Here is a 20694-nt window from a genome sequence, read left to right on the forward strand (position 1 = left end):
AATGAACGGGAAAGAAGATTATTTCTTTTTTACCGGCATCCAAAGCTCATAATGGCGTTTCTGCTTTTCGGTTTTCGGGAACAGATGATAGACCTCGACTTCGTAATCAGCTGTTTGAATATAACTCGAGTCAGCTAGCCATGCGTTGAAAAGCGCAGTTTAGGCAGCTCATTGCCCGCAAAACCGCCGAATCCGGTGTTGAAAACCGCGTAAGTTCCGGCGGGAACCGTGATTTCGTCAAGGTTTTTACCGGTGACATCCTGTTCCGCTCTTGCGATTGAGTATTTTCCCGCATCCCAGATGCCGTACCATGTGCCCGGAATGTTCGTATTGATCTTGTTTTGTACATCCTCGTGGTGATCAGCCCACATAATGTGCTCCTGCTCGAACCGGTCGGCAGCAGCTCCATGGAATTGCTTCGAAAGGCCCCGCAGTTTAATTTCGTCGGTTTGAATGATTTTGAATTCCATTTCCTTTGCTCCGTTCATCACAATGTGAAAGGAGGCCGGCGGAAACACTTTCAGCGGCCGGCTCGGATCTCTGGCCTGCGTCGGCGTGATCCCGTGCTGCCTGAAAAACGCCCTTGAAAACGCGTCGGCGTTGTTGTAGCCGTATTGAACGGCGACGTCGATCACTTTTACGTTCGAATTTTGCAATTCGTACGCCGCGCGGGTCAGTTTTCTGCGGCGGATATAATTCCTCAGCGACATCCCGGTCATGTAGCTGAAAAAACGCAAAAAACTGTCCGGTGCGACACAGGCGACGCGTGTCAAGTCGTTTAAATTGATTTCATCGCTAAGATGCGCTTCCAGATAATCCATCGCCCCGTTGAGTTGTTTGAGTACCGCAGGTGTTTCCATGGTTCTGCCCCCTTTCCGTGAAAATTGTAATGCAAATGAGAGCCGTTTACCCGACTTTTTACTGTCAGGTTAAGCCGCGTTATTTTATATCCCGTTCTCCCTCGACCATAAAGCCCCAAAGCACCCCGAAACGATCGATGAACTGAACGACGAGCAGGCTGTAGGCCAGCTCCTGCATCGGGTCAACCGTGATGCTGTCCGCTTTCAAAATGTCGTAACACGATAATAAAGCATCTTTACTCTCGAACATCACAATCAGATGGACGGCGCAGTCGGTGGTTCGGTCTTTTGTTGCCGAAACGGTCGTTTAAAAACACCGTTTGCCCGTGGATTTTCATCACGGCATGGGCGATTCGGTCGCTCACGGGTTGAGAGGGATCATATTGGTGACTGTAAACTACGCTCTCGGCTTTTGTACCGAATGCGGTTTCGTATAAGGCAATGGCCTGTTTGCATGTGCCGTTAAAGTGCAGGTGCGGAATCAGCATAGTCATTCCTCCGATGTCATTCTTTCATCGCGTTCAAACAGAGGATATTTCCCTCGGGGTCGGCAAGCCAGGCGATCCGGTCTCCCCACGGGGCGGTGACCGGTGGGGACATGGGTATTGCTCCGGCTTGGATCAGACGATCGTATGCGGCGTCCAGCTCTTGAAAAGTCGGGAAGTCAAAACCGATGTTCATCATTTGATTGATCGATTTTTCCGGCGGAATTTCGTCCGCATTTCTTTTGCAGAGGTTAAACGAAAACCCGCTTTCGGTGACGAATTCTTTATACCCTTCAGATTCGGAAACCAGTTTTAATCCGACGATATCACGATACCATGCCTTCATCATCTCGATATCGGTCACCTTGAGAATAAAAAAACATAAATTCATGGCTTTATCCTTTCGCCCAACGTTTGCATTGTTCGATGCGCGCGCCGTGGGGTGTGTCGCCGTGTACGGGGTCGCAGGAATATTGCGTCAGAAGTTCGCAGGAGATGTCGGGGCACTGCCCGCAGTGGTCATAACCATTATCCTGACAGCAGACAGCCACGGGGCATTTTCCGTGAAACGGGTTTCCCTTGGTCTCAATACAACCGCCGCAACCGTGAGATTCTTTAAATCCGCAGTCGGTGCAATGCAGCCCGCACCGCGAATCGATTTTATGTTCGTTCATTTTAATATTTCTCCTCTCTGTATCATTAACCATCCTCATTCACCCGTGTGATCTTGCAAACTGACACTGCACTGGGCTTGCCCGCACCGGTTTTCAGGTTTTTCGGCGCGTGGATGTAGAGCATAAAACCGTTTTCTCCGTATTTTTCATCCAAACCTGCGGCGTAGTTTTCATCCACTGCGATATGAATGACTTTTCCGATGATTACGGAAGTCATACTGTCGTCACAGAGCTTGACTTCTTTTTCAAATCTGCATTCGAGCGATAAAAACGCCTCTTTGAGCCGCGGACAATCCATTGTTACAGCCTTTTCTTCGGTGAAGCCGCCAGCCGCGATCTCGTCGGAATCATCATCGTTGTCATTGATGGTGGCGATGCAGGCATCGTAATAATCTTTGCCGATGAAGTTGATAATGAATTCGCCGGTAAGCAGAATATTTTTATAGGTGTGGGTGTGGTGCAGCATACTCGGCATGACAGCGTAAAACCCTTTTCCTTCGCTCGAAAAACTGCTCCAGCCGTTGAAATTAACATTTGGTTTGCCATTTTCTTTGCGGGTTGTGATGGCATACAGCACGCTCGGAATCCCGCATGCATACTCGAAGTGGCTGAAAATGTCATACTGTCCCGGCCAGTACTCCTTAAAATTTTCAGGTCTCTTTTCTCCGATTTCGATTTTCATGATCGTTTTACCTCCCATTCGTTATAGTGAGAGGATAATCCATCGAACACGACAGAAGTGTGTCATGATTCGGAATATTTTTTATAAATCCTTTTTACTGTTGCTTTTAACTTGTCCCGCATTTCGGGCGGGTCGACAATTTCAACCAGATCACCGAAGCCCAAAAACCATAGTGCGGCGGCGTCGGGGTCTGTAAAGCCCCATCGCATTTTCAAGAGTCCGTCCGGTAAAACGGTAAATGAATCCGTCCCCCGTTCTTCGACCAGCCGATATTTCAAAGATGGATCGAAAATTGCGGTGATAAAATAATCATCGGTGAAATTGGTTCCGAATTGCTTTTTTTCTTCCGGGATTTCGCGCGGGATGAATGTCTCTTCGCCAAGTTGGAGTTCCCAAAGCCGCCGGAGCTTATACAGGCGAAAATCCTTTCGCTCGGTGCACCAACCGAATACATACCAGTCAGCCCATTGATAGGCGATCTGGTACGGTTCGATAAGCTTATCTTCCTCGCCTTTGGCGTAGTAATAGTGGAATTGAATCAATCGGTGTTCTTTGATGGCGGTTCTCAACAATTCGATTTTTGCCGAAAAGCTCTCCTTATAAAATGACGAGAGGTCGATACGCATGGAATCGGAAGTGGGCGCATTGAATTTTTGCGCCAAAAGCGCCGATTTGGGATTATTCGATACGCTGTCTAGGGTTTTCAATCCGACAAAAATGGATTGCAGCTCTTCCTCGGTAAAGACGGTGGTATCGAGGTTAAAGCCGTCCATCAGCGAAATGCCGCCGTTTTGCCCCTGCGTTGTCACAAGCGGAATCCCAGCTTGGCAAATGTGCTCGATGTCGCGGTTGATCGTGCGCCGCGAGACCTCGAATTTCTCCGCCAAATACGGCGCGGTGACTTTTTTCTGTTGCTGTAAGACGGCCAATATGCCGATGAGACGGTCGATTTTCATGAAGGTTGTCCTCATATTTCAAAATAGGATTTACAGGAATTTCATGTTTTCCATTATATCAGAACTTTTTGATTTTTTAAACTATAAAAAAGTTGAAACAAGGTTGTCTTAAAGTGTAATTATTGGTACAATGTTAAAAACTCGTTCGGAGGTTTTTATGTCACTTAAAATATACGATTTAACAGTTAACGATTTAAAGGATCATGTCGGTTTTGATACACCGCCCCGCTTTTCATGGAAGGTGCGTTCAACCCTGCGTGGGGAAAGCCAGACACATTATCGAATCGTTCTGTCTGCTGATTATAACGAGATCGAAAACGGCAGGGGCGGGTTGTGGGACACGGATTGGATTCACTCAGGAGAATCCCTGTATATCACGTATACGGGCGAAAAATTGAAGCCGCTCACACGATATTATTGGCGGGTTGGCAGTTGGGGGAAGGGTCGCAGAGAAATCTGGTCTGACATCGCTTTTTTTGAAACCGGAAAACTGGATTCGCCCTGGAAAGCCAAGTGGATTACCGCCGATTTTATTGATAAAGCACCTAAATCTGTGCAAAAAGAGCAGGATGCATTGGCCGCACCCTATCTGCGAAAGGTTTTTTCGGTCAAAAAGCCGATTAAAACGGCGCGGCTGGTCATCTGCGGTCTCGGATATTTCGAGGCATACCTGAACGGCGATAAAGTGGGGGACGATTTTCTCTCAACACCGCCCACCCAATACGACATCACCTCTTTGTATCGTGTTTTCGACGTGACCAAACAGTTGAAAACCGGCGACAATGCCCTTGCGGCGGTTTTGGGAAATGGTTTTTACAACTGCTTCACCGATGACCCGTGGAATTCCAGCCACGCGCCCTGGCGCGGTTGGCCCCGGATGATAGCGGAATTGCATATCACCTATTCGGACGACACAAAAACCGTAATTTCGACCGACGGGAGCTGGAAATCGGACAAGGGACCGATTTATTTTAACGGCATCCGCCACGGGGAACATTATGACGCTCGCGCCGAACAACCCGGCTGGAATACCACGGATTTTGACGATTCGAACTGGCATCCGTCACGGCTGATGAGAAGTCCCGGCGGCGTTTTAAAGGCTATGGAGATGGAACCGATCCGCATCTGTGACCGGTTTACTGCGGTTGATCTATGGCAGACACCCGACGGCTGGGTCTTTGACGTCGGGCAGAACCAAGGCGGGATCGGTGCGTTTGTCTTCAGGGGCAAGGCGGGTACGGAGATTACGATTCGCTATTCCGATTTGCTGACGCCCGAACGACGTCTGACCCATAAAGAACTCGACGTTTTTATCAAGAATTACTGCTTCCAGACCGACAAATACATTAAGAGGACTGATGACGAGGAGATTTGGCATCCGATTTTCACTTATCACGGATTCCAATATATCGAAATTTCAGGCATCGATTATACACCCCAACTCTCCGATGTGACGGCGCTGACACTGCATAATGATGTGGCGGGAGACAGTGTTTTCAGCTGTTCCGACGAAGTGCTCAACAAAGTGCAGCACATGTGCCGCTGGTCGTCTACGTCATGCATGATGGGGATTTTCTCAAGCGACACCCACCGTGAAAAAAGCGCTTGGACGGGGGACGGTTCGCTTTCGTCCGAACAGCTGACGATTAATTTCGGTGTCAAATCGTTTTTGGGCAAATGGCTGGGTGACATCCGACGCGCACAGCGCATCGACGGTGCAATTCCGTGCATTGCCCCGACCGCCGGATGGGGTTATAACAGCATGAACGGTCCCGACTGGTCTTCCGCCATCGTCGATGTTCCGTGGAATCTTTACGTTGCGACCGGCGACAAACAGGTTCTTGAAGAAAATTACGAGGCCATTCAAAAACATTTTGCCTTTATGGAGCGCATGGCAGTGGGCGACATTGTCCATTACGGACTCGGCGACTGGTGTCCGCCGTTCGAGGGTGAGGCCGTTACGGTCAACATGAGCAAATTCAAGTGTCCCACCGAGGTCACCGATACGGCCTATTACCATACGGCGGCAAAGCGGTTAGCGCAGATGGCCGAGATTTTAGGTAAAAAGCGCGATGGAATGCACTATCAAAGACGGGAAAAAGAGATTAAAAACGCCTTCCGAAACGCCTTTTTCGACGCAGTAAACGATATTGTCAAAGGGAATTGCCAGACCTCCACCGGCGTAATGATTTACCACGGCTTTGCCGAACCGGAGGAACTTCCCGGCTTGTATGCCCGCCTGCTAACGCAGATCGACGAGCAAAACTGGCATCTCGACTTCGGCGTTCTCGGTAATAAGGCGGTGATGCAGTCACTCGGCGCGGCGGGATTGGGTGAGGTCGGCATTAAGATGCTGCTTCAGCCGGATTTCCCGAGCGTGCGGCGTTGGGTTGAGCTAAATGCTAACACCCTCTGGGAGACCTGGAACGGCGGCGGTTCGCATAACCACCATATGTTCAGCGATTTATCAGCGTTTTTCTATAAATACATCGCCGGAATCAGTGCCGACGAAGACGAACCGGGGTATGCGCATATCATCGCCAGACCCGCGCTGACTTCAGGGCTTTCGGGCGCACGCTGCGAGGTCTCGACGGTACGCGGCCCGGTCGGCTGCCGCTGGTTCATTGCGAACGGCGAATTTACCGTTGAGCTGGACATTCCGTCCTCTTGTCATGCAACATTATACTTGCCTGTAGGCAGCGTGGAACTGACCGAGAGCGGCGTTCCGGTTGAAGACGCCGAGGGTGTTCAAGTGAACATGGAGAACAATCAACCGGTATTAGAACTGGTATGCGGCAGTTATCGGATCGAAGGGAAACTTTAAACCTTAATCGCAGTGATGATATACGCAAATTCGGTTTCAATTACCTGACAACACGAAAGTCCCGCCGCTTTGGTAAAGGCGCATAATTGTTCGGGATTATCGGGATAAATCTTTAACATCCGGCCGTTGCATTCCAAACGGTCGGATTGATTTTTATCAATGGAAATCACCAGTTTCCCGCCAAAGTTTAAAAGATCGGCGGCTTTTTTAATGGCAGCGGATTTATCTTCAATGTGCATAAACGTCAGCGAGGAATAGATCATGTCAAAGTATTCCGTAAATGTATGCGTCAGAAAGTCACCGCATATTAAAACGATATTTTGAAATGCAGCAAGGTTTTCTTTTGCGCGTTCTATCGTCTTGGGCGAGAGATCAATTCCGCAGAAGGATTTGCATTTCGGAGCGATTTTAACAGCCAGCCGCCCGGTTCCGACCCCGATTTCGAGTACGGTTTTCTCCGGAGATAATCCCAATGCGTTTAAAAACGGCGTGCCATCCCATTTGTCCATATAGGTGCGCAGCAGGGCGGGATCGTGTACGGGGTCGTTGTTTTCTTCGATCAATGTGTTGTAGTGTTGTACGACCGGATTCGGCAAAATAGCCTCAATCATTTCACTGAGGGTCGTCTCGTCCGTCAAATGGACAAGCGCATATTCCGTGGCGGGTTTAACCAATAAAAAACCGCTGTCTGTACTATTGCGGTATGCGCTTTCCAGTTCGGATTGACTCAAATCAGACAGTGCCAGCGACAAACCTCTGACAATGCAGTCCTCAGCGGCATGGGTATACGATTCAATCGAATCATCCCACATGTAGCCGTAATACTTCATCCGCTCCGGGTCGGCGACACCTTCGGGGCGGTCTTTCATGAGTTGTATAATCAACGCTCGGTACTTTGCGACAAATGGGTGCAAAAATTCATGCAAAATTCCGTTTATACTCGGGCTTGTCGAGATAACAAAGGTGGTATCTGCCTTTTTAACAAAATCACAGCAGTAAGGCGATTGCAAAAGGTTTGGGGCAAAACGGATATCGGCGGGTAAGCGGGAAAAACGTGCCGTCGCCCGAGACGCTTTTTCGCGTTCTCCGTTAAACCCGGGTGTGCGTTCTTGTAAGATTTCATTGTATTGTTCAAGTAAATCTTCATATCTCGGCGCAGAACTCACCCGGGCGAGCATCTCGGGTAATTGAGATATCCATTGGCAGTATTGCTCGTCTCGTTCTTCACCGCCGCAGCTGTTGATAAATTCCAAAAACATTTCAAAAGTATCCCAGCAAAATGTATTGGGGTTGATGAAAAAGCAGGCCACGGAGATGTCCGAACCTTTTGGGTAATACGGATTTATTTTGTTTTCACCGTGTGCATTCGCAAACCAAGCGCGGGTCTGCGTGTCGATGGGTAGTTTGCGAATATTTTCGCAAAGAATTTGAAGGGCGGCATCCTCCGGATCCGTCATATCAAACCCGGAAGCCACCAGACCTGTATATGCGGCAAATAAAAGGGAATTAACAAATAGTTCAACAGACATTGATTGCCTCCTGTTTTATCTCAACAATTTGATTTCACACTGCTCCCGCCAGCGGCAGAGCCAGTCGTACTGCCGGTCGAGAAAAGCCGCGTCCACGCAGTCGAGGCCGTTGATCTCGATAACTGTCGCCTGAACCTGAAAATGATAAACGGCGATTAAATCGAAAAAGGCGTCAATCTCGGCTTGGCTGAGCGGACTGTGTTTCAAATACGACGGCAGAAAACGCGTAAAGACCGCTTTGGATTTTTCATATCCGTCAGGGTCGAATTCAAAATAATGTGTTCGGTTGCAGATCAACACCGGGTCATAAACAGGAAAGGCCTCGCACGAGGTATCAAAGTCCAGAACATAGAGCTTTCCATTCGCCGCTTTATGAATGTTTCCGGAATACATGTCGCCATGACAATAGCCGCGCGGCAAACCTCTTACCCTGTTCCAGACCGCGTCGCCGTATGCGACGAATTCGTCGGTTTTAGGATATTGCTTGCGGCGCAGAATATTGATGTACCGCCCGATGAAAAACGGTTTGTCGTGCTTTACGAGCGGACCGGGATAGCTTTTCATAATCTTGTGCAGCTTGCCGATCAGCTCGCCGATCGCCTCTGCATCTTGATTGGGTTCGGATTCTTTTCCTTCGATATATTCATACAGCACAAAAAGATGTTTTTCATCTGATGTACGCCATTCCACGCAGGGCGAACCATCTTTGGCGGGATGAATCTTCGGAACCGGGAAGTCTTGTTTTTGCAGGAAATATTGAATATCGGCGGCAGTTACCGCAGTATCGAAGAATGCGGGCTTGACGATACGAAGAAAATATTTGTTATTATTTTCTGTGACGACATATGCGCTGCTTCCGGCCTCCCGGATAAGTTCGAGTGTGTCGGCTTTAATAGAATAATATTCTTTTAAAAAATTAATAATTTGAACTTGGTTCATTGCCCATCCAATTCTTTCAACAACTCGGCAAACCACGCCTCGGCCTCCGGGATTTTCTTGTCCATGGCCTCGAGGGTCGCATTTTGCGCGAAATATTTGAGCTTTTCCAGCTTATCTTTTGGGATATGGTGCGAAATGTGAACCAAATAATAATCGGTATTTGCAGGTGTGTAAATTACGCGCAGCAGATCAATCAGCGGCTCGAGCACATAGCGGTTGTAATAGGCCCAGGCCTCAAGGAACTGCTCTCTGCGAATGTATTTTTCGACCCGCGTATGTTGGGTATAACGGTATTCAGCTTCAGCAATACGAGATTCATTTTGCTTTTGATACAAGGTCAGATCGGGTTCGACAAATTGAATCAACCCGACCTTGTCGAAAAGCGCTTTCGCTGATTCGACCTTACTGCCTTTGAGGTATTTGCATTCATCGGGATTGCGGCTGTGCAGCTGCCAGCAGAAGTCGATCATCAGGTATTCGCTGCTGTCTTTGAGGTGATAGATACGCTGCCGGATTTTCGGATGGCCGTGTCTCATTATGTATTTATAATCAATCTCAGAGAGTTCGGAAAGCGCGTTTTCGACCGCTTGATAAGCGTCTTCCTCGTTTGCGTCCTCGACGTCCAACCAGAAATCGATATCGGAATATTTGTCGAGTGTGCCGTTAGCGTCGGCACCTTCAAGCCAGAATGCGTAACACCAGGGCAGGGGTTTCAGCTTTTCGGTCAAATGGTTTATGATCTGTTTTCTCGTTATCATTAAAATTCCTCAATTCTTTAAGTTCGGTTGTACACATAGAAAAAGTTGTCGAGCAAAATGTAATATTTGATGATGTCTTCGTCCTCGGCAAATCCGAGTTCGTCAAACAGCAGGGCTTTATATCGCTCGTACTCGCTGCAGCTGTGCTTCGAAAGCCTGACTAAATTGTACTCGAGCGAACGCACGCAGAGAGCGATATCCTGCCATTTATCCCCGATCCCCGCGTCGCCGAGATCGACCAAGCCGCTGAATACGCCGTTTTCCAAAAAGACATTCGGCAGGCAATAGTCATTGTGCGAAAAGACAATCTCCTCATCCGGGCGGTTATGGTCAAGGAAAGAAAACAAGTCGTTCATGTCCCTAAATCCATTTGTGCATATCCGGTCTTCGTCGATTTCCTTTGGGTCAATCAAAACGTTTTCGAGATTAAAACGGGCACTTGCAAGCGTGACTTCAAGCGTATTGCTGTTCGGGCAGCCCGTGGTATCGACCGCCCAAAGCGCTTTCAGACCGTCGGCAAGCGCCCGAATTGCCGGTTCGGGATTTTGCATGTTTTTCTCCGAGCAGGCCATCTCGCCCGGGATTTTCGACATCAGCAGGTAATTGAATCCGTTCTGTTGTTCAAAGGCAATCAAGCGCGGCGCGGGCAGTTTTCCTTCGAGCCAGGTGAGAATTTTTCGCTCCTTGTTCGAATCGGATTTTGCGATCTTCAAGACCATATGGTCAAAGAGCAGGACGCTGGCCTTCGAACAGCCGATGTCGTCCGCCCGATAGGGTTTTCCCTCGATATGCCGCCGGATGGCCTCCGGCAGTGTTTCCATGTTAAAGATGATAATTCCTCCGGTATTTTACTTAGCCCAGCCGCGGGAGCAGTCGACGGCTTTTTTCCAGCCTGCCAAAAGTTCCTGACGATGGTCAGCAGACATTCTGGGTTCGAAAGTGTGCTCGCGCTGCCAGTTCTTTTCGATCTCGTCTTTGTCCTGCCAATAGCCGACTGCGAGTCCCGCGAGATAGGCAGCCCCCATTGCGGTGGTCTCGATGCAGGCGGGGCGTTGGACGGGGGAGCCTGTGATGTCGGCTTGGAACTGCATCAGAAAATTATTCGCCGAAGCGCCGCCGTCCACGCGCAGGGAGCGCAGTTTTTGGCCGCAGTCCTGCGCCATTGCGGAAATGACGTCGCCGGTCTGATAGGCGATGGATTCGAGCGTGGCGCGGATGATGTGTTCGCGGGTGACGCCGCGGGTCAATCCGACGATGCAGCCGCGTGCGTACGGGTCCCAATACGGCGCCCCAAGCCCCACAAAAGCCGGAACGACATAGCATCCGGCGGTGTCGGGCACTTTGGAGGCGAAATATTCGGTATCCGCGGCATTGTAGACCAGATGCAGCTCATCCCGCAGCCACTGGATGGCAGCACCGGCGATAAAGATTGATCCTTCGAGCGCGTATTCGATTTTGTTATCCGCGCCCCACGCGATGGTGGTGATTAACCCGTGTTCGGAGAATACGGGTTTTTCACCGGTGTTCATCAGCAGAAATCCGCCCGTCCCGTAAGTGTTTTTGGCCTCACCGGGGCAAAAGCAGGTTTGCCCGAACAGCGCCGCCTGCTGGTCACCCGCCGCGCCGCCGATTTTGATCGGATAGCCGAAGAAATCGGGCAGGGTCTCGCCGTACACACACGACGACGGTCTGACCTCGGGCAGCATACAGGTGGGAATATCGAGTTCCGCAAGAATTTCTTTGTCCCAACAAAGCTCGTTGATGTTATATAAAAAGGTTCTCGAAGCATTGGAATAGTCGGTGACATGGACTTTGCCGCCGGTCAGCCGCCAGATCAGCCAGCTCTCGACCGTACCGAACAGCAGTTCACCCCGTTCGGCGCGTTGTCTTGCACCGGGGACATTCTCCAAAATCCAGCGCAGCTTGGTCCCGGAAAAATACGCGTCGATCACCAGTCCGGTTTTTTGCCGGAATTTTTCCGCCAGCCCTTTGGCCTTGAGTTCATCGCAATACTCCGCCGTGCGTCTGCATTGCCAGACGATGGCGTTATACACCGGCTCGCCGGTGGTTTTATCCCATACCACGGTGGTTTCGCGTTGATTGGTGATACCGATTGCCGCGATATCGTGCGCCGAGACGCCGATTTTCTGCATGGCCTCCTGCGCCGCCCCGATTTGAGTGGCCCAGATCTCCATCGGATCGTGTTCGACCCAACCGGGTTTGGGATAAAATTGGCGAATGTCTTTTTGCGCCATACTGCAGATATTGCCGTTGTGATCAAAAAGGATGCACCGGGCGCTTGTCGTGCCCGAATCCAAAGCCATGATATAGCTCATAATCGTTCTCCTGTCGGGTGTTTGTCATGATTATACATGATTAAAAAAACATTTTCAAGAACGATTGACAAGCGAGGTTCGATATAATATTATGAACGGAGGGCGGGATTGCCTTATCCTCTATACCGCGACGTTTTTTCAGACAAATCTGATAATGGTGTGTATACATATATGAAGTTCTTTCGGAATTTCTTTTTGCATCTCGGCAGCGTTCTTTATAATTACGTCGGCGGTATAAAAGAGAGCCGTATCAACGCCCTCTATAACGATTACGACGGGTATGCACTGGATCTGCGCCGTGTATTCTGGGGAAACGCCTTCGCCAACCTCGCTTCGGTGGTGATGAACGGCGTCTTTTTCACCGGATTGATTTTGATCTTGCTCAAAGGCGAGAGTGACAGCGTCAAAAATGCCTATGTGGGGACCATCGTCAGTATTCAGACGGCTTGCGGTGTGACCCAGATTTTTGCGCCGGCATTGATCGAACGGCTGAAATCGCGTAAGACATTCGTTTTCACAACCCGCCTGATCTATTACGGTATCAATGGGATTTTATTGCCGCTCGTGCCGCTGCTGCCGCTTTCACAGAAACCGCAGATCACCTTATTTATCGTTTTAATGGTCATTATGCAGGTATCGATTTCGATTAACAGCCCGGCAATTTCAGCTTGGCACATCACCTACATAACGCCCGACCGACGTGCGGATTTCTTTTCGATGCAGCAGATGATTTATACCACACTCAACGCGGTGACAAGTGTTTCCTGTGCGTTTTTGCTGGATCGGTTCGAGGCGCAGGGGCTGGCGCTGACCGGTATTTTGGTTTTACGCGGTGCGGCGCTTGTTTTTATCGGATTGGAATGCAATATGTTTTTCCGCATCCGGGAGGTCTCTTATCCCAAACCGCCCAAACTCGATTTTCTCTCGATTTTTTCGGCGCCGATCAAGAACAAGGGCTTTTTGCAGCTGGTACTGATTGGTGTGGCATATAACTTCACAGTCACGATTCAAGGGCAGTATTTTGTGGTGTATCTGCTTGAAGAAGCCAAGATGAGTTATACTTTTTACACCTTCATGACCATCTTTGCGCTACCGATTCTGTTGATTATGCTTCCGGTCTGGAATAAACTGATCAAAAGACTCGGATGGTTTTATGCGTTGGCGCTGTCCTTGATTCTCTACGCGTTTCCGCAGTTGTTCAATATGTTGATTACGGAACAGACGGTATGGATTTACCCGATACTCTGCATTTACACCAATTTTGTCAGCCCCGGACTGACGCTCGGAATGTCGAATCTGCCGTTTATGCGGATGCCCGAGGAATCAAAATCGTCCTGTCTGGCGTTTTATTCTACGGCGGTCAGTTTAGCGGGGTTTGCGGGGGCATTTTTCGGGAAATACTTTGTCCAGTGGACCGAAGGAAAGTATCTGCACCTGTTCGGCTTTGCGATCGGCAACCGGCTGTACCATTTCTTTATTTCATTCACACTTCTGGTAATACTTGCAGCTGTCATCTTTTCAATACAAAAGCGAGAGCAAAACAGCAAAGATAAATTTTTAAAATGAGTCACGGTGAAAGGGTGGTTATATGACACGGTACGGATGGATTTGGTATGATTCCGATGAAATTTACAACTTTTCACAGGCGGATATGGACGCCAAGGTCAAGCGGTATGCCGACGTCGGCATCACGATTCTGATCGGTTTCAGCTGCACGCATTTCCGTTGGTCTTTTTATCGCCACTGGGATAAGATCAACGCCTGCATCGGAAAACTGGTCAGGGCCTGCCATAAGTACGGCATCAAATACGTCGAGCATCACAGTTCGCATCTGACGTTCAACCCGCAGAACGACGAGGACAGAATGTGGGCTGAAAAAGTTTTGCTCTCGCGCAATTCAAAGCCGGAGGACTGGTCCGGTTTCTGGGACGACGCCTATGGCGATCCGGTTATCGACGGCGTGCCGTTGTCGAGTATGCGGCAGGTATCGGGCCGCAGCGGAAAGCTGGGTATCACGACCTATCACGGGTACGGTTTTTGTTTCAACAATCCCGATTACAGGCGGTTGTATTTCAAATATCTTGAAGACGTATATGCACAGGGCGTTGACGGCATCATGACCGACGACGTGCAGTACTTCGGCAACGACGGCACCGGCTGGGCCTCGTTCAACGCCTGCACCTGCGAACACTGCCGCCGTCTGCTCAAAGAGAAGACCGGATATGACATTCCGCAGCCCGAGGGTTGGAAGGATTTTTACTGGAACTTCAAAGATCCGGCGTTTGTGGCCTGGAAGCGTATGAAGGACGAATCGACCCTCGATTTCGCTTATGCCGTCAAAAAGCATTATGAGGATTTGGGTTATAAAATGCTGCGTCCGAACTATATCTCGAGCGTCATTTCGACCAACGTGACGGCTTTGCCGTTTGAAAAATGCGCCGAGATTTGGGACTGTATCTTTCAAGAGAACTGCAGCACCCACATCATCTCCCAGTCATGGCCGTCATTTGCAGCCGAAGCGGTGCATCGATTCTGCATGGGTCGGAAACGCGGTGTCCCGGCGATGTCGATGTTTTACCCCTGTTCGGATTCGGCGCTCTATTTCGGTTGGGCGTTTTCGATGGCATGGGGTCAGTTGTTTACACAGAGCGGCGGGGAAAATCTCGATGATTATCTCGACGAAGGTAAACTGCGTCATTTTGAGGAGAACCACCTCGAACTGTTTGAACACCCCAAAAAGCTTGCCGATCTGACGTTTTTAATGTCACAGAATACCCGCGATTATGCCGACGGGTGCGACGGGTATATGCGTAAATTCCTGCAGTGGATGCAGGCGTCAATGATGTCCGGAATTGCGACCGATATGGTTTTTGAAGATAACGGCGAAGAGTTCGGTCAACACAAAGTAATTGCGGCGGTATTTGCGGCGATGCTCTCGGATAAGGCCCTGTCCGATCTTGAGACTTATGTCAAAAACGGCGGGAAGCTGCTGATCGTCGGCGATTTCGGCATCTATCAAACCGACGGCAGCAGGCGCGAAACCCCTGCGCTTTGTAAAACGCAAAAACTCGGCAAAGGTGAGGTTATCTTGATTAACCCATCGGAATGTGCGGATGTCTATCAGGATATTTTGAGCGTTCCACGCGCCGATCACTTTACCCATCGAGGCAATGTTCAGCCCTATGCGCTGGATCAGCTGCGTGAAACCGGCGGAAAAGCGCTGCGCAAACAACTTGATGAGACCGTTTATGAAGTTGAGAGTGAATCCGAGCTGTTTGTCTCACTGTTCGAAAATCAACACTGCCGTACACTGCACATCGTCAATATCGGCGATACCGTTAAAAAGAACGGTGACTGCGGACACAAAGACCCGATTCCGGCGTTTGAATCCGGTGCACCTAAAATCGGTGAGGTTAAGGTGAAAATCAATGTATTGCGTTCTGCCGAATCGGTTATGCTTTATACCCCCGAAAACAAAAGCCCGCTTTCCCTTTCATTCAGCGAAAGCGAGCGATTGGAATTTACAATACCCGCAGGGTCGTTTGCGGGATATTGCGCGATTAAGATCGTTTAAAGCTGATGTAAACCAAAACACGGCGCTGTTCAACAGCGCCGTGTTTTGGTTAATATGATTAATGCTTTTTCCCGAGGAATTCGACCACATAATAGGTTCCTGCAATATACATTCCTAAAATTGAGAGGTTGCTTAAGACTTTACCGCTGTATTCGAAGAATTCGCCATCGTCGGTGGAAGGAGTCTGCTCCTGCGAGGATGCGGATTGTTCGGTGCCGGAAGATTCCCAGACCTGAGTATCGCTTGAAGTCTGCGAAACACCGGTTTCCGCAGATTCGGAAGGTGTTGTCGCTGATGATGCAGCAGTGCTTGCTGCGGCGGAAGAAACGACAGATTCTGTTGAGGCGGAACTTGTCACGACAGAACCGGGCGAGGAAGAACTTGTTACGGTTGAACTGGCCGGGGAAGAGCTTGCTGCGGCGGAAGAAACGACAGATTCTGTCGAGGCAGAACTGGTTGCGGCAGAACTTGCTGAAGCGCTTGAAGCGGAAGAAGCTGTAGCGGTGAATTCCGAGTATATGGTATTCGCTTGGGTCACGAGAGAACGCCCCGTTGAACAGCCGGGGGATAGCAGAGAGCAGTGCCTGCTGCAGCCGTTACAAAACAATCTGCCTAAAAATTCGTTCAAGGTTTCACCGACGTTCGGGGTTTCGGTTATCGTGTTGCTTGTGGAGGGTCTTGTGCCGATGTTGATGATTTTGACACTGCTTTCCTCCTCGTTGCCGTATTCGGAGTAGGCGAGTTGTGAGGTCGTGTAATCGACGGTCGCGTCGTCAGCTGCGGTGTATGCCGGTAAGCTGTAAGTGACGGTTGATTTAATGCCGTAGAGGATCACAGCCAGAGAAATCACGGCGCCGACTGTTCTGCGGAGACGTGTGGGCTTTTGGATGTGGAATGCGGAGCGGAAAAAGCCGAGAATCATCTTCCAGTGCAGTCCGACATGGACACCCAGAACCGCCAGCGTGAGATAGGCCGACCAGGCGTGGATGGTGTACCACAGCTCGTTATTGTCTGCTCTGATCTGCCAGAATAGTTCTTTTGAAATTGCAACGCCGGAGACAGCCGTGAGGACGTACCCGATGAGCATCAGAATGTCACAAACCCAGCGCACGGTATTGACGTTCGGCTTGGTTTTAAAGATATTTTTACTGACGTTTATAATCCATTTCCAATTGAGAAACAAGTGGAAAAACAACGGAATCAACATACCGATACCGAGGATTTCGTGCCAGACCGAACCGGTCAGATCGTATGTCATCAGGACGATCCAGATGATTATCATAAAAATGTCTATACTTATTTTAAGAGCGGTTTTCTTCATAGGAATCACCTCGGTATACAGTATAAAAGACAATAATGTCAGAAATATGTTCGAAAAATAAAAATTTTTTATGGAAACGCCAAATACTTTTTGGTTTTCTCCGGAACAGAAAATATCATGTTTTCGATTGCAAACGCCTTGTTCAACTGTTATAATGACAAGCAACGGAGGTGAAAAAATGGCGTCTACGATGATGCATCTTTTGGTTGGCGATGGGATTGCAAAAACCGACGGGCGGATCAAAGGAACGGGACAGTATTATTTTGGCTGCTTTCTGCCCGATAGTGTCAATGCCGACGGATTTGCACCCAAAGAAGTGCGCTGGGCGGCACATTTACGCGCCAAAAACCCCCGTGACTGGTATGAAAACGTCGGCAGATTCTACGGTGAAAACCGGAAGAGATACGATAGCGACTTACTATTGGGATATTGTGTACACTGTATCACCGACGCCGCATTCGATGAATTTTTACATCATGGTGTCTGGGAAAGGTCCAAAGCGGCGGGTCTGACGGGCTGGGACGAGTGCTTTCGTTACGACCGCACGGTGATGAACGGGATATGGTGGCGGGAAACGATCAGGCCGCTGTTGGAAGAAACCACACCGGAGGGTGTCGGGACCGTTTCATCCGAATTGGCCATACAGACGCTCGGATACGTCCTGCATGATTATTATAACACATTGCCGCCCGAACCCCCGACATTTGTCACAACCGAAATCATAAATGAATTGACCATAAAAACACTGGAGAAAACGGAGGAGTATTTATGACGGTTTTAATCATCACTGATCTCGAAGGTGCCAGCGGCGTCGACCGTATGGATCAGGTCAGTGAAATCGGGTCGGAGGGGAACCTTTATGCCATGAAGCGGCTGACGGCGGATACGAACGCGGCGATTGCCGGGTGTTTCGACGGCGGCGCCGACAAGGTCTGGGTTCTGGACGGACACGGCCCGGGCGGGCTTCACTTTGCGGATCTTGACAAACGGGCTCTTGTGCCGGAGGATCGTTATAAATGGGATGAAATCGTGATTGCCGGCGGTGTGGATTTATTCATGGAGGTCGGCGCACACGCCATGGCCGGGACGCTGAACGGATTTTTGGATCACACGCAGAACTCGCGCCAGTGGTATAACTATTATGTCAACGGCCGCAAGATGGGTGAGACCGGACAGCTCGTACTTTTCTGCGGCGCTTATGACGTCCCGTTTGTGATGCTGGCCGGTGATGAGGCCGCCTGTGTTGAGGCGAAAGCGCTGCTGGGGAACATCGAGACAGCCGTTGTCAAATACGGTATCGGACGCAATCAGGCCAAACTGGAACCGCTCGAAGTGGCCGAACAGCGGATTTACGACGCGGCGAAAACGGCCATGAAGCGCGCTTCGGCGGGCGAATTTAAACCGTATAAACCGATTCTGCCGCTGGAAGTGAAATTAGAGTTATATCGCTCGGATTTTTGTGACGACAAGGCCAAACAGGATAACATCGAACGCCTTGATGCCCGTACGCTCAGGAAAGTCGTGACAAAGATCGTTCACCATAAGGACCTGCTGATATGAACGTTTTTATTGTTACGGATCTTGAGGGCGCCAGCGGCGTTGGCCGCGCGGAACAGGTAACCGAGGAAGGAACTCCGGATCATCTTTATTCCAAAAGGCGGCTGACTGCCGATTTGAATGCGGCGATTGCAGGCTGTTTTGACGGCGGTGCGGATAAAATCTGGGTTTCAGACGGACATGGCAGCGGCGGCCTTGTTTGGGATGAAGTTGACAAACGCGCAAATCTCCCCATTGAACGCAGTAAGAGACATGAATCGGTTTATAATGGCGAAATCGATCTCTTCATGCTGGTCGGCGCGCATGCGATGGCCGGGACCCTAAACGGTTTCTTGGATCACACCCAGAACGCCTATCAGTGGTATAACTATTATGTCAACGGCCGCAAGATAGGTGAGATCGGGCAAATAGCATTGTTCGCCGGCGCATATGACATTCCGTTTTGTATGGCGGCCGGGGATGAAGCCGCCTGTGTTGAGGCGAAAGCGTTGCTGGGGAACATCGAGACAGCCGTTGTCAAATACGGTATTGGGCGCAATCAAGCGAAACTTGAGCCGCTTGAACTGGCTGAACAGCGCATTCACGACGCGGCGGAAGCGGCGATGAAACGGGCTTCGGCGGGTGAATTCAAACCGTACAAACCCGTCATGCCGCTGGAAATCATATTAGAACTCTACCGCTCTGATTTTTGTGACAAAAAGGCCAAAAAGGATCATGTGGAACGGTTTGATGCCCGTACGCTCAGAAAAGTTTTGACGAAGATCGAATGTTTCGCGGATCTGATGTTATAAGAATTGACTGTTAAAGACCCTCGTGCGCCATGCTGTACGAGGGCTTTTATTGCTGAATTCATTTTAGTCAAGTATCTCATCAATTCTTGTTCGCAGAGCGGATTCACTGATCATACCGCGCTGTATAAACACGATGTTGCCATCTGCATCGATGAAATAGCTGGCCGGAATGCCGGTGATATTATAGGCCATTGCGCCTTCGTAAGTCGTGTCATAATAGACGGGAAAGACATATCCGTTTTCGGAGAGGAAGGATTTGACGTTTTCCTCCTCGCTCGGATCGTCCAGATTGACCATAAAGAATTCTACCTGATCGCCCAATTCCTGATAGACCTTGTTAAAATCGGGCAGTTCGCTTTGGCAGGGTCCGCACCAACTGGCCCAAAAATTCAACACGATGGGTTTTCCGAATTTGGAGGACAGGGCCACTTCATTTCCCGATGCGTCAAAAACCGTGAAATCGGTTGCGAGGTCTGCGGAGTTTGAACTTGCGGAGGAAGTTTGAGAAGTCGCCTGATTTTCGTTATAATTCTCCGTGAGTTTCGGGTAGGCGTAAATGGCGCCGACCAGAACAACGGCGATTACCGCGATCCAGAGAATCGTTTTGGCGGATTGTTTCATAAATACTCCTTTAGCTTATGTATTGAGTACAGTCATCATCCGGCTCATGACACCCGTCATCATTAAAATGCCCACGATGATCAACAACGAACCGCAGATGATATTGACGATCTGATAGTGTTTTTTAATAAAACCGAAAACGCCTTTTAATCGGTCGATCAGCACCGCACTGAGCAAAAACGGGACGCCGAGGCCCAGAGAATAGACCAACAACAGGGTTATGCCCGAAAAGACGGTATCACTGTTCGCCGCAAGCCCGAGTGCAGAGCCCAGAAAAGCACCGACACAAGGTGTCCAGCCGACTGCAAAAATCAAGCCGAACAATAGAGCGGGGAAAAACCCAAGCGGTTTCACGGCGGTATCGAACTTTTTGCTGCCGTTGAGAAATCCGATTTTGAATATTCCGATAAAGTTCAGCCCGAATACAATGACGATTGCGCCGGTGATAATATTAACAGCGGTTTTATGCTGAATTAACAAACCGCCGATGGCTGAGGCCAACGCGCCGAGTGCGACGAATACCGCAGTGAACCCGAGAACGAAGCCGAGTGCGTTGACAAAGACCTTGCTCTTTTTGCCTTCGGCGTTGTCACCGGTACTTCCGCCTGCGAAATAGAGGATATAAATCGGTATCATCGGCAGTATGCACGGCGAGATGAAGGTGATGATACCCTCAAGGAAAGAAATCAGATATTGCAAGCTTGTATTATCCTTTCACAGAGGTTTTGCAGAGCCAACCGTGTTCGTTAAATGCGGAAGGGAAAAACTTCCTGCGATTATGTATGAC

At 49.6% G+C, this 20694-nt stretch carries 21 protein-coding genes; 6 read left to right on the forward strand and 15 right to left on the reverse strand.

Annotated features, from left to right (window positions below; translation table 11 throughout):
• Positions 1 to 134 precede the first annotated feature (134 nt).
• The 7 genes from PK629_02055 to PK629_02085 all read right to left on the reverse strand — a co-directional run bounded on the left by PK629_02055 (position 135) and on the right by PK629_02085 (position 3657).
• On the reverse strand, positions 135 to 860 hold the full coding sequence (locus PK629_02055) for an AraC family transcriptional regulator (protein ID HOP10255.1): 726 nt from the start codon (positions 858 to 860) through the stop codon (positions 135 to 137).
• Between the two features lie 79 nt (positions 861 to 939).
• Positions 940 to 1113: a hypothetical protein gene (locus PK629_02060; protein HOP10256.1), complete on the reverse strand. Its 174-nt coding sequence runs from the start codon at positions 1111 to 1113 to the stop codon at positions 940 to 942.
• The gene (locus tag PK629_02065) at positions 1097 to 1348 is read right to left on the reverse strand and encodes a hypothetical protein (GenBank protein HOP10257.1); all 252 of its coding nucleotides are present in this window, start codon (positions 1346 to 1348) and stop codon (positions 1097 to 1099) included. The genes PK629_02060 and PK629_02065 overlap by 17 nt, the downstream gene beginning before the upstream one ends.
• A 16-nt stretch (positions 1349 to 1364) precedes the next feature.
• Positions 1365 to 1736 carry a VOC family protein gene (locus tag PK629_02070; GenBank protein HOP10258.1) on the reverse strand — a complete coding sequence of 124 codons (372 nt, stop codon included), beginning with the start codon at positions 1734 to 1736 and terminating at the stop codon, positions 1365 to 1367.
• Between the two features lie 4 nt (positions 1737 to 1740).
• Entirely contained in the window at positions 1741 to 2019 is a 279-nt protein-coding gene (locus PK629_02075; protein ID HOP10259.1) for a DUF3795 domain-containing protein, read from the reverse strand.
• Positions 2020 to 2044: 25 nt separating this feature from the next.
• Entirely contained in the window at positions 2045 to 2701 is a 657-nt protein-coding gene (locus PK629_02080) for a flavin reductase (GenBank protein HOP10260.1), read from the reverse strand.
• Between the two features lie 62 nt (positions 2702 to 2763).
• A complete protein-coding gene (locus PK629_02085; GenBank protein ID HOP10261.1) occupies positions 2764 to 3657 on the reverse strand; it encodes a YafY family protein in 894 nt (297 codons plus the stop codon).
• Positions 3658 to 3814: 157 nt separating this feature from the next.
• Here PK629_02085 and PK629_02090 point away from each other — a divergent pair, with 157 nt between their 5' ends.
• On the forward strand, positions 3815 to 6481 hold the full coding sequence (locus PK629_02090) for a family 78 glycoside hydrolase catalytic domain (protein ID HOP10262.1): 2667 nt from the start codon (positions 3815 to 3817) through the stop codon (positions 6479 to 6481).
• Here PK629_02090 and PK629_02095 read toward each other — a convergent pair.
• Genes PK629_02095 through glpK form a run of 5 tightly spaced genes read right to left on the reverse strand, consistent with a single transcriptional unit; the run spans position 6478 to position 12046 of the window.
• On the reverse strand, positions 6478 to 8010 hold the full coding sequence (locus PK629_02095) for a class I SAM-dependent methyltransferase (protein HOP10263.1): 1533 nt from the start codon (positions 8008 to 8010) through the stop codon (positions 6478 to 6480). The two genes, PK629_02090 and PK629_02095, sit on opposite strands and share 4 nt — an antisense overlap.
• A 15-nt stretch (positions 8011 to 8025) precedes the next feature.
• The gene (locus PK629_02100) at positions 8026 to 8949 is read right to left on the reverse strand and encodes a phosphotransferase (GenBank protein ID HOP10264.1); all 924 of its coding nucleotides are present in this window, start codon (positions 8947 to 8949) and stop codon (positions 8026 to 8028) included.
• Complete coding sequence (locus tag PK629_02105; protein HOP10265.1) at positions 8946 to 9707, reverse strand: hypothetical protein; 762 nt, start codon at positions 9705 to 9707, stop codon at positions 8946 to 8948. The genes PK629_02100 and PK629_02105 overlap by 4 nt, the downstream gene beginning before the upstream one ends.
• A 17-nt stretch (positions 9708 to 9724) precedes the next feature.
• On the reverse strand, positions 9725 to 10528 hold the full coding sequence (locus PK629_02110; protein HOP10266.1) for an aminoglycoside 3'-phosphotransferase: 804 nt from the start codon (positions 10526 to 10528) through the stop codon (positions 9725 to 9727).
• A 27-nt stretch (positions 10529 to 10555) separates the two neighbouring features.
• Positions 10556 to 12046 (reverse strand): glycerol kinase GlpK, encoded by a 1491-nt coding sequence (gene glpK / locus PK629_02115; protein HOP10267.1) that lies wholly within the window; start codon positions 12044 to 12046, stop codon positions 10556 to 10558.
• A gap of 168 nt (positions 12047 to 12214) precedes the next feature.
• Here glpK and PK629_02120 point away from each other — a divergent pair, with 168 nt between their 5' ends.
• On the forward strand, positions 12215 to 13609 hold the full coding sequence (locus PK629_02120; protein ID HOP10268.1) for a hypothetical protein: 1395 nt from the start codon (positions 12215 to 12217) through the stop codon (positions 13607 to 13609).
• 22 nt (positions 13610 to 13631) lie between these two features.
• Positions 13632 to 15617 carry a hypothetical protein gene (locus PK629_02125; GenBank protein ID HOP10269.1) on the forward strand — a complete coding sequence of 662 codons (1986 nt, stop codon included), beginning with the start codon at positions 13632 to 13634 and terminating at the stop codon, positions 15615 to 15617.
• A gap of 58 nt (positions 15618 to 15675) precedes the next feature.
• Here the strand turns inward: PK629_02125 and PK629_02130 are convergent, their stop codons facing one another.
• Positions 15676 to 16899 carry a DUF4405 domain-containing protein gene (locus tag PK629_02130; GenBank protein HOP10270.1) on the reverse strand — a complete coding sequence of 408 codons (1224 nt, stop codon included), beginning with the start codon at positions 16897 to 16899 and terminating at the stop codon, positions 15676 to 15678.
• Positions 16900 to 17116: 217 nt separating this feature from the next.
• On the opposite strand from PK629_02130, the gene PK629_02135 reads away from it, so the two are divergent.
• The 3 genes from PK629_02135 to PK629_02145 are packed head-to-tail and all read left to right on the forward strand — an operon-like array spanning position 17117 to position 19286.
• Positions 17117 to 17710: a hypothetical protein gene (locus PK629_02135; GenBank protein ID HOP10271.1), complete on the forward strand. Its 594-nt coding sequence runs from the start codon at positions 17117 to 17119 to the stop codon at positions 17708 to 17710.
• Positions 17707 to 18498, forward strand: a complete 792-nt coding sequence (locus PK629_02140; GenBank protein HOP10272.1) for a M55 family metallopeptidase — start codon at positions 17707 to 17709, stop codon at positions 18496 to 18498. The genes PK629_02135 and PK629_02140 overlap by 4 nt, the downstream gene beginning before the upstream one ends.
• On the forward strand, positions 18495 to 19286 hold the full coding sequence (locus PK629_02145) for a M55 family metallopeptidase (GenBank protein ID HOP10273.1): 792 nt from the start codon (positions 18495 to 18497) through the stop codon (positions 19284 to 19286). Before PK629_02140 ends, PK629_02145 begins: the two co-directional genes overlap by 4 nt.
• A gap of 63 nt (positions 19287 to 19349) precedes the next feature.
• Here the strand turns inward: PK629_02145 and PK629_02150 are convergent, their stop codons facing one another.
• Together PK629_02150 and PK629_02155 are read right to left on the reverse strand one after the other, a co-directional pair.
• A complete protein-coding gene (locus PK629_02150; GenBank protein HOP10274.1) occupies positions 19350 to 19907 on the reverse strand; it encodes a TlpA disulfide reductase family protein in 558 nt (185 codons plus the stop codon).
• 15 nt (positions 19908 to 19922) lie between these two features.
• Positions 19923 to 20606 carry a cytochrome c biogenesis protein CcdA gene (locus tag PK629_02155; protein HOP10275.1) on the reverse strand — a complete coding sequence of 228 codons (684 nt, stop codon included), beginning with the start codon at positions 20604 to 20606 and terminating at the stop codon, positions 19923 to 19925.
• Positions 20607 to 20694 lie beyond the last annotated feature (88 nt).

The organism is Oscillospiraceae bacterium, from assembly GCA_035380125.1.
Classification (GTDB): domain Bacteria; phylum Bacillota; class Clostridia; order Oscillospirales; family JAKOTC01; genus DAOPZJ01.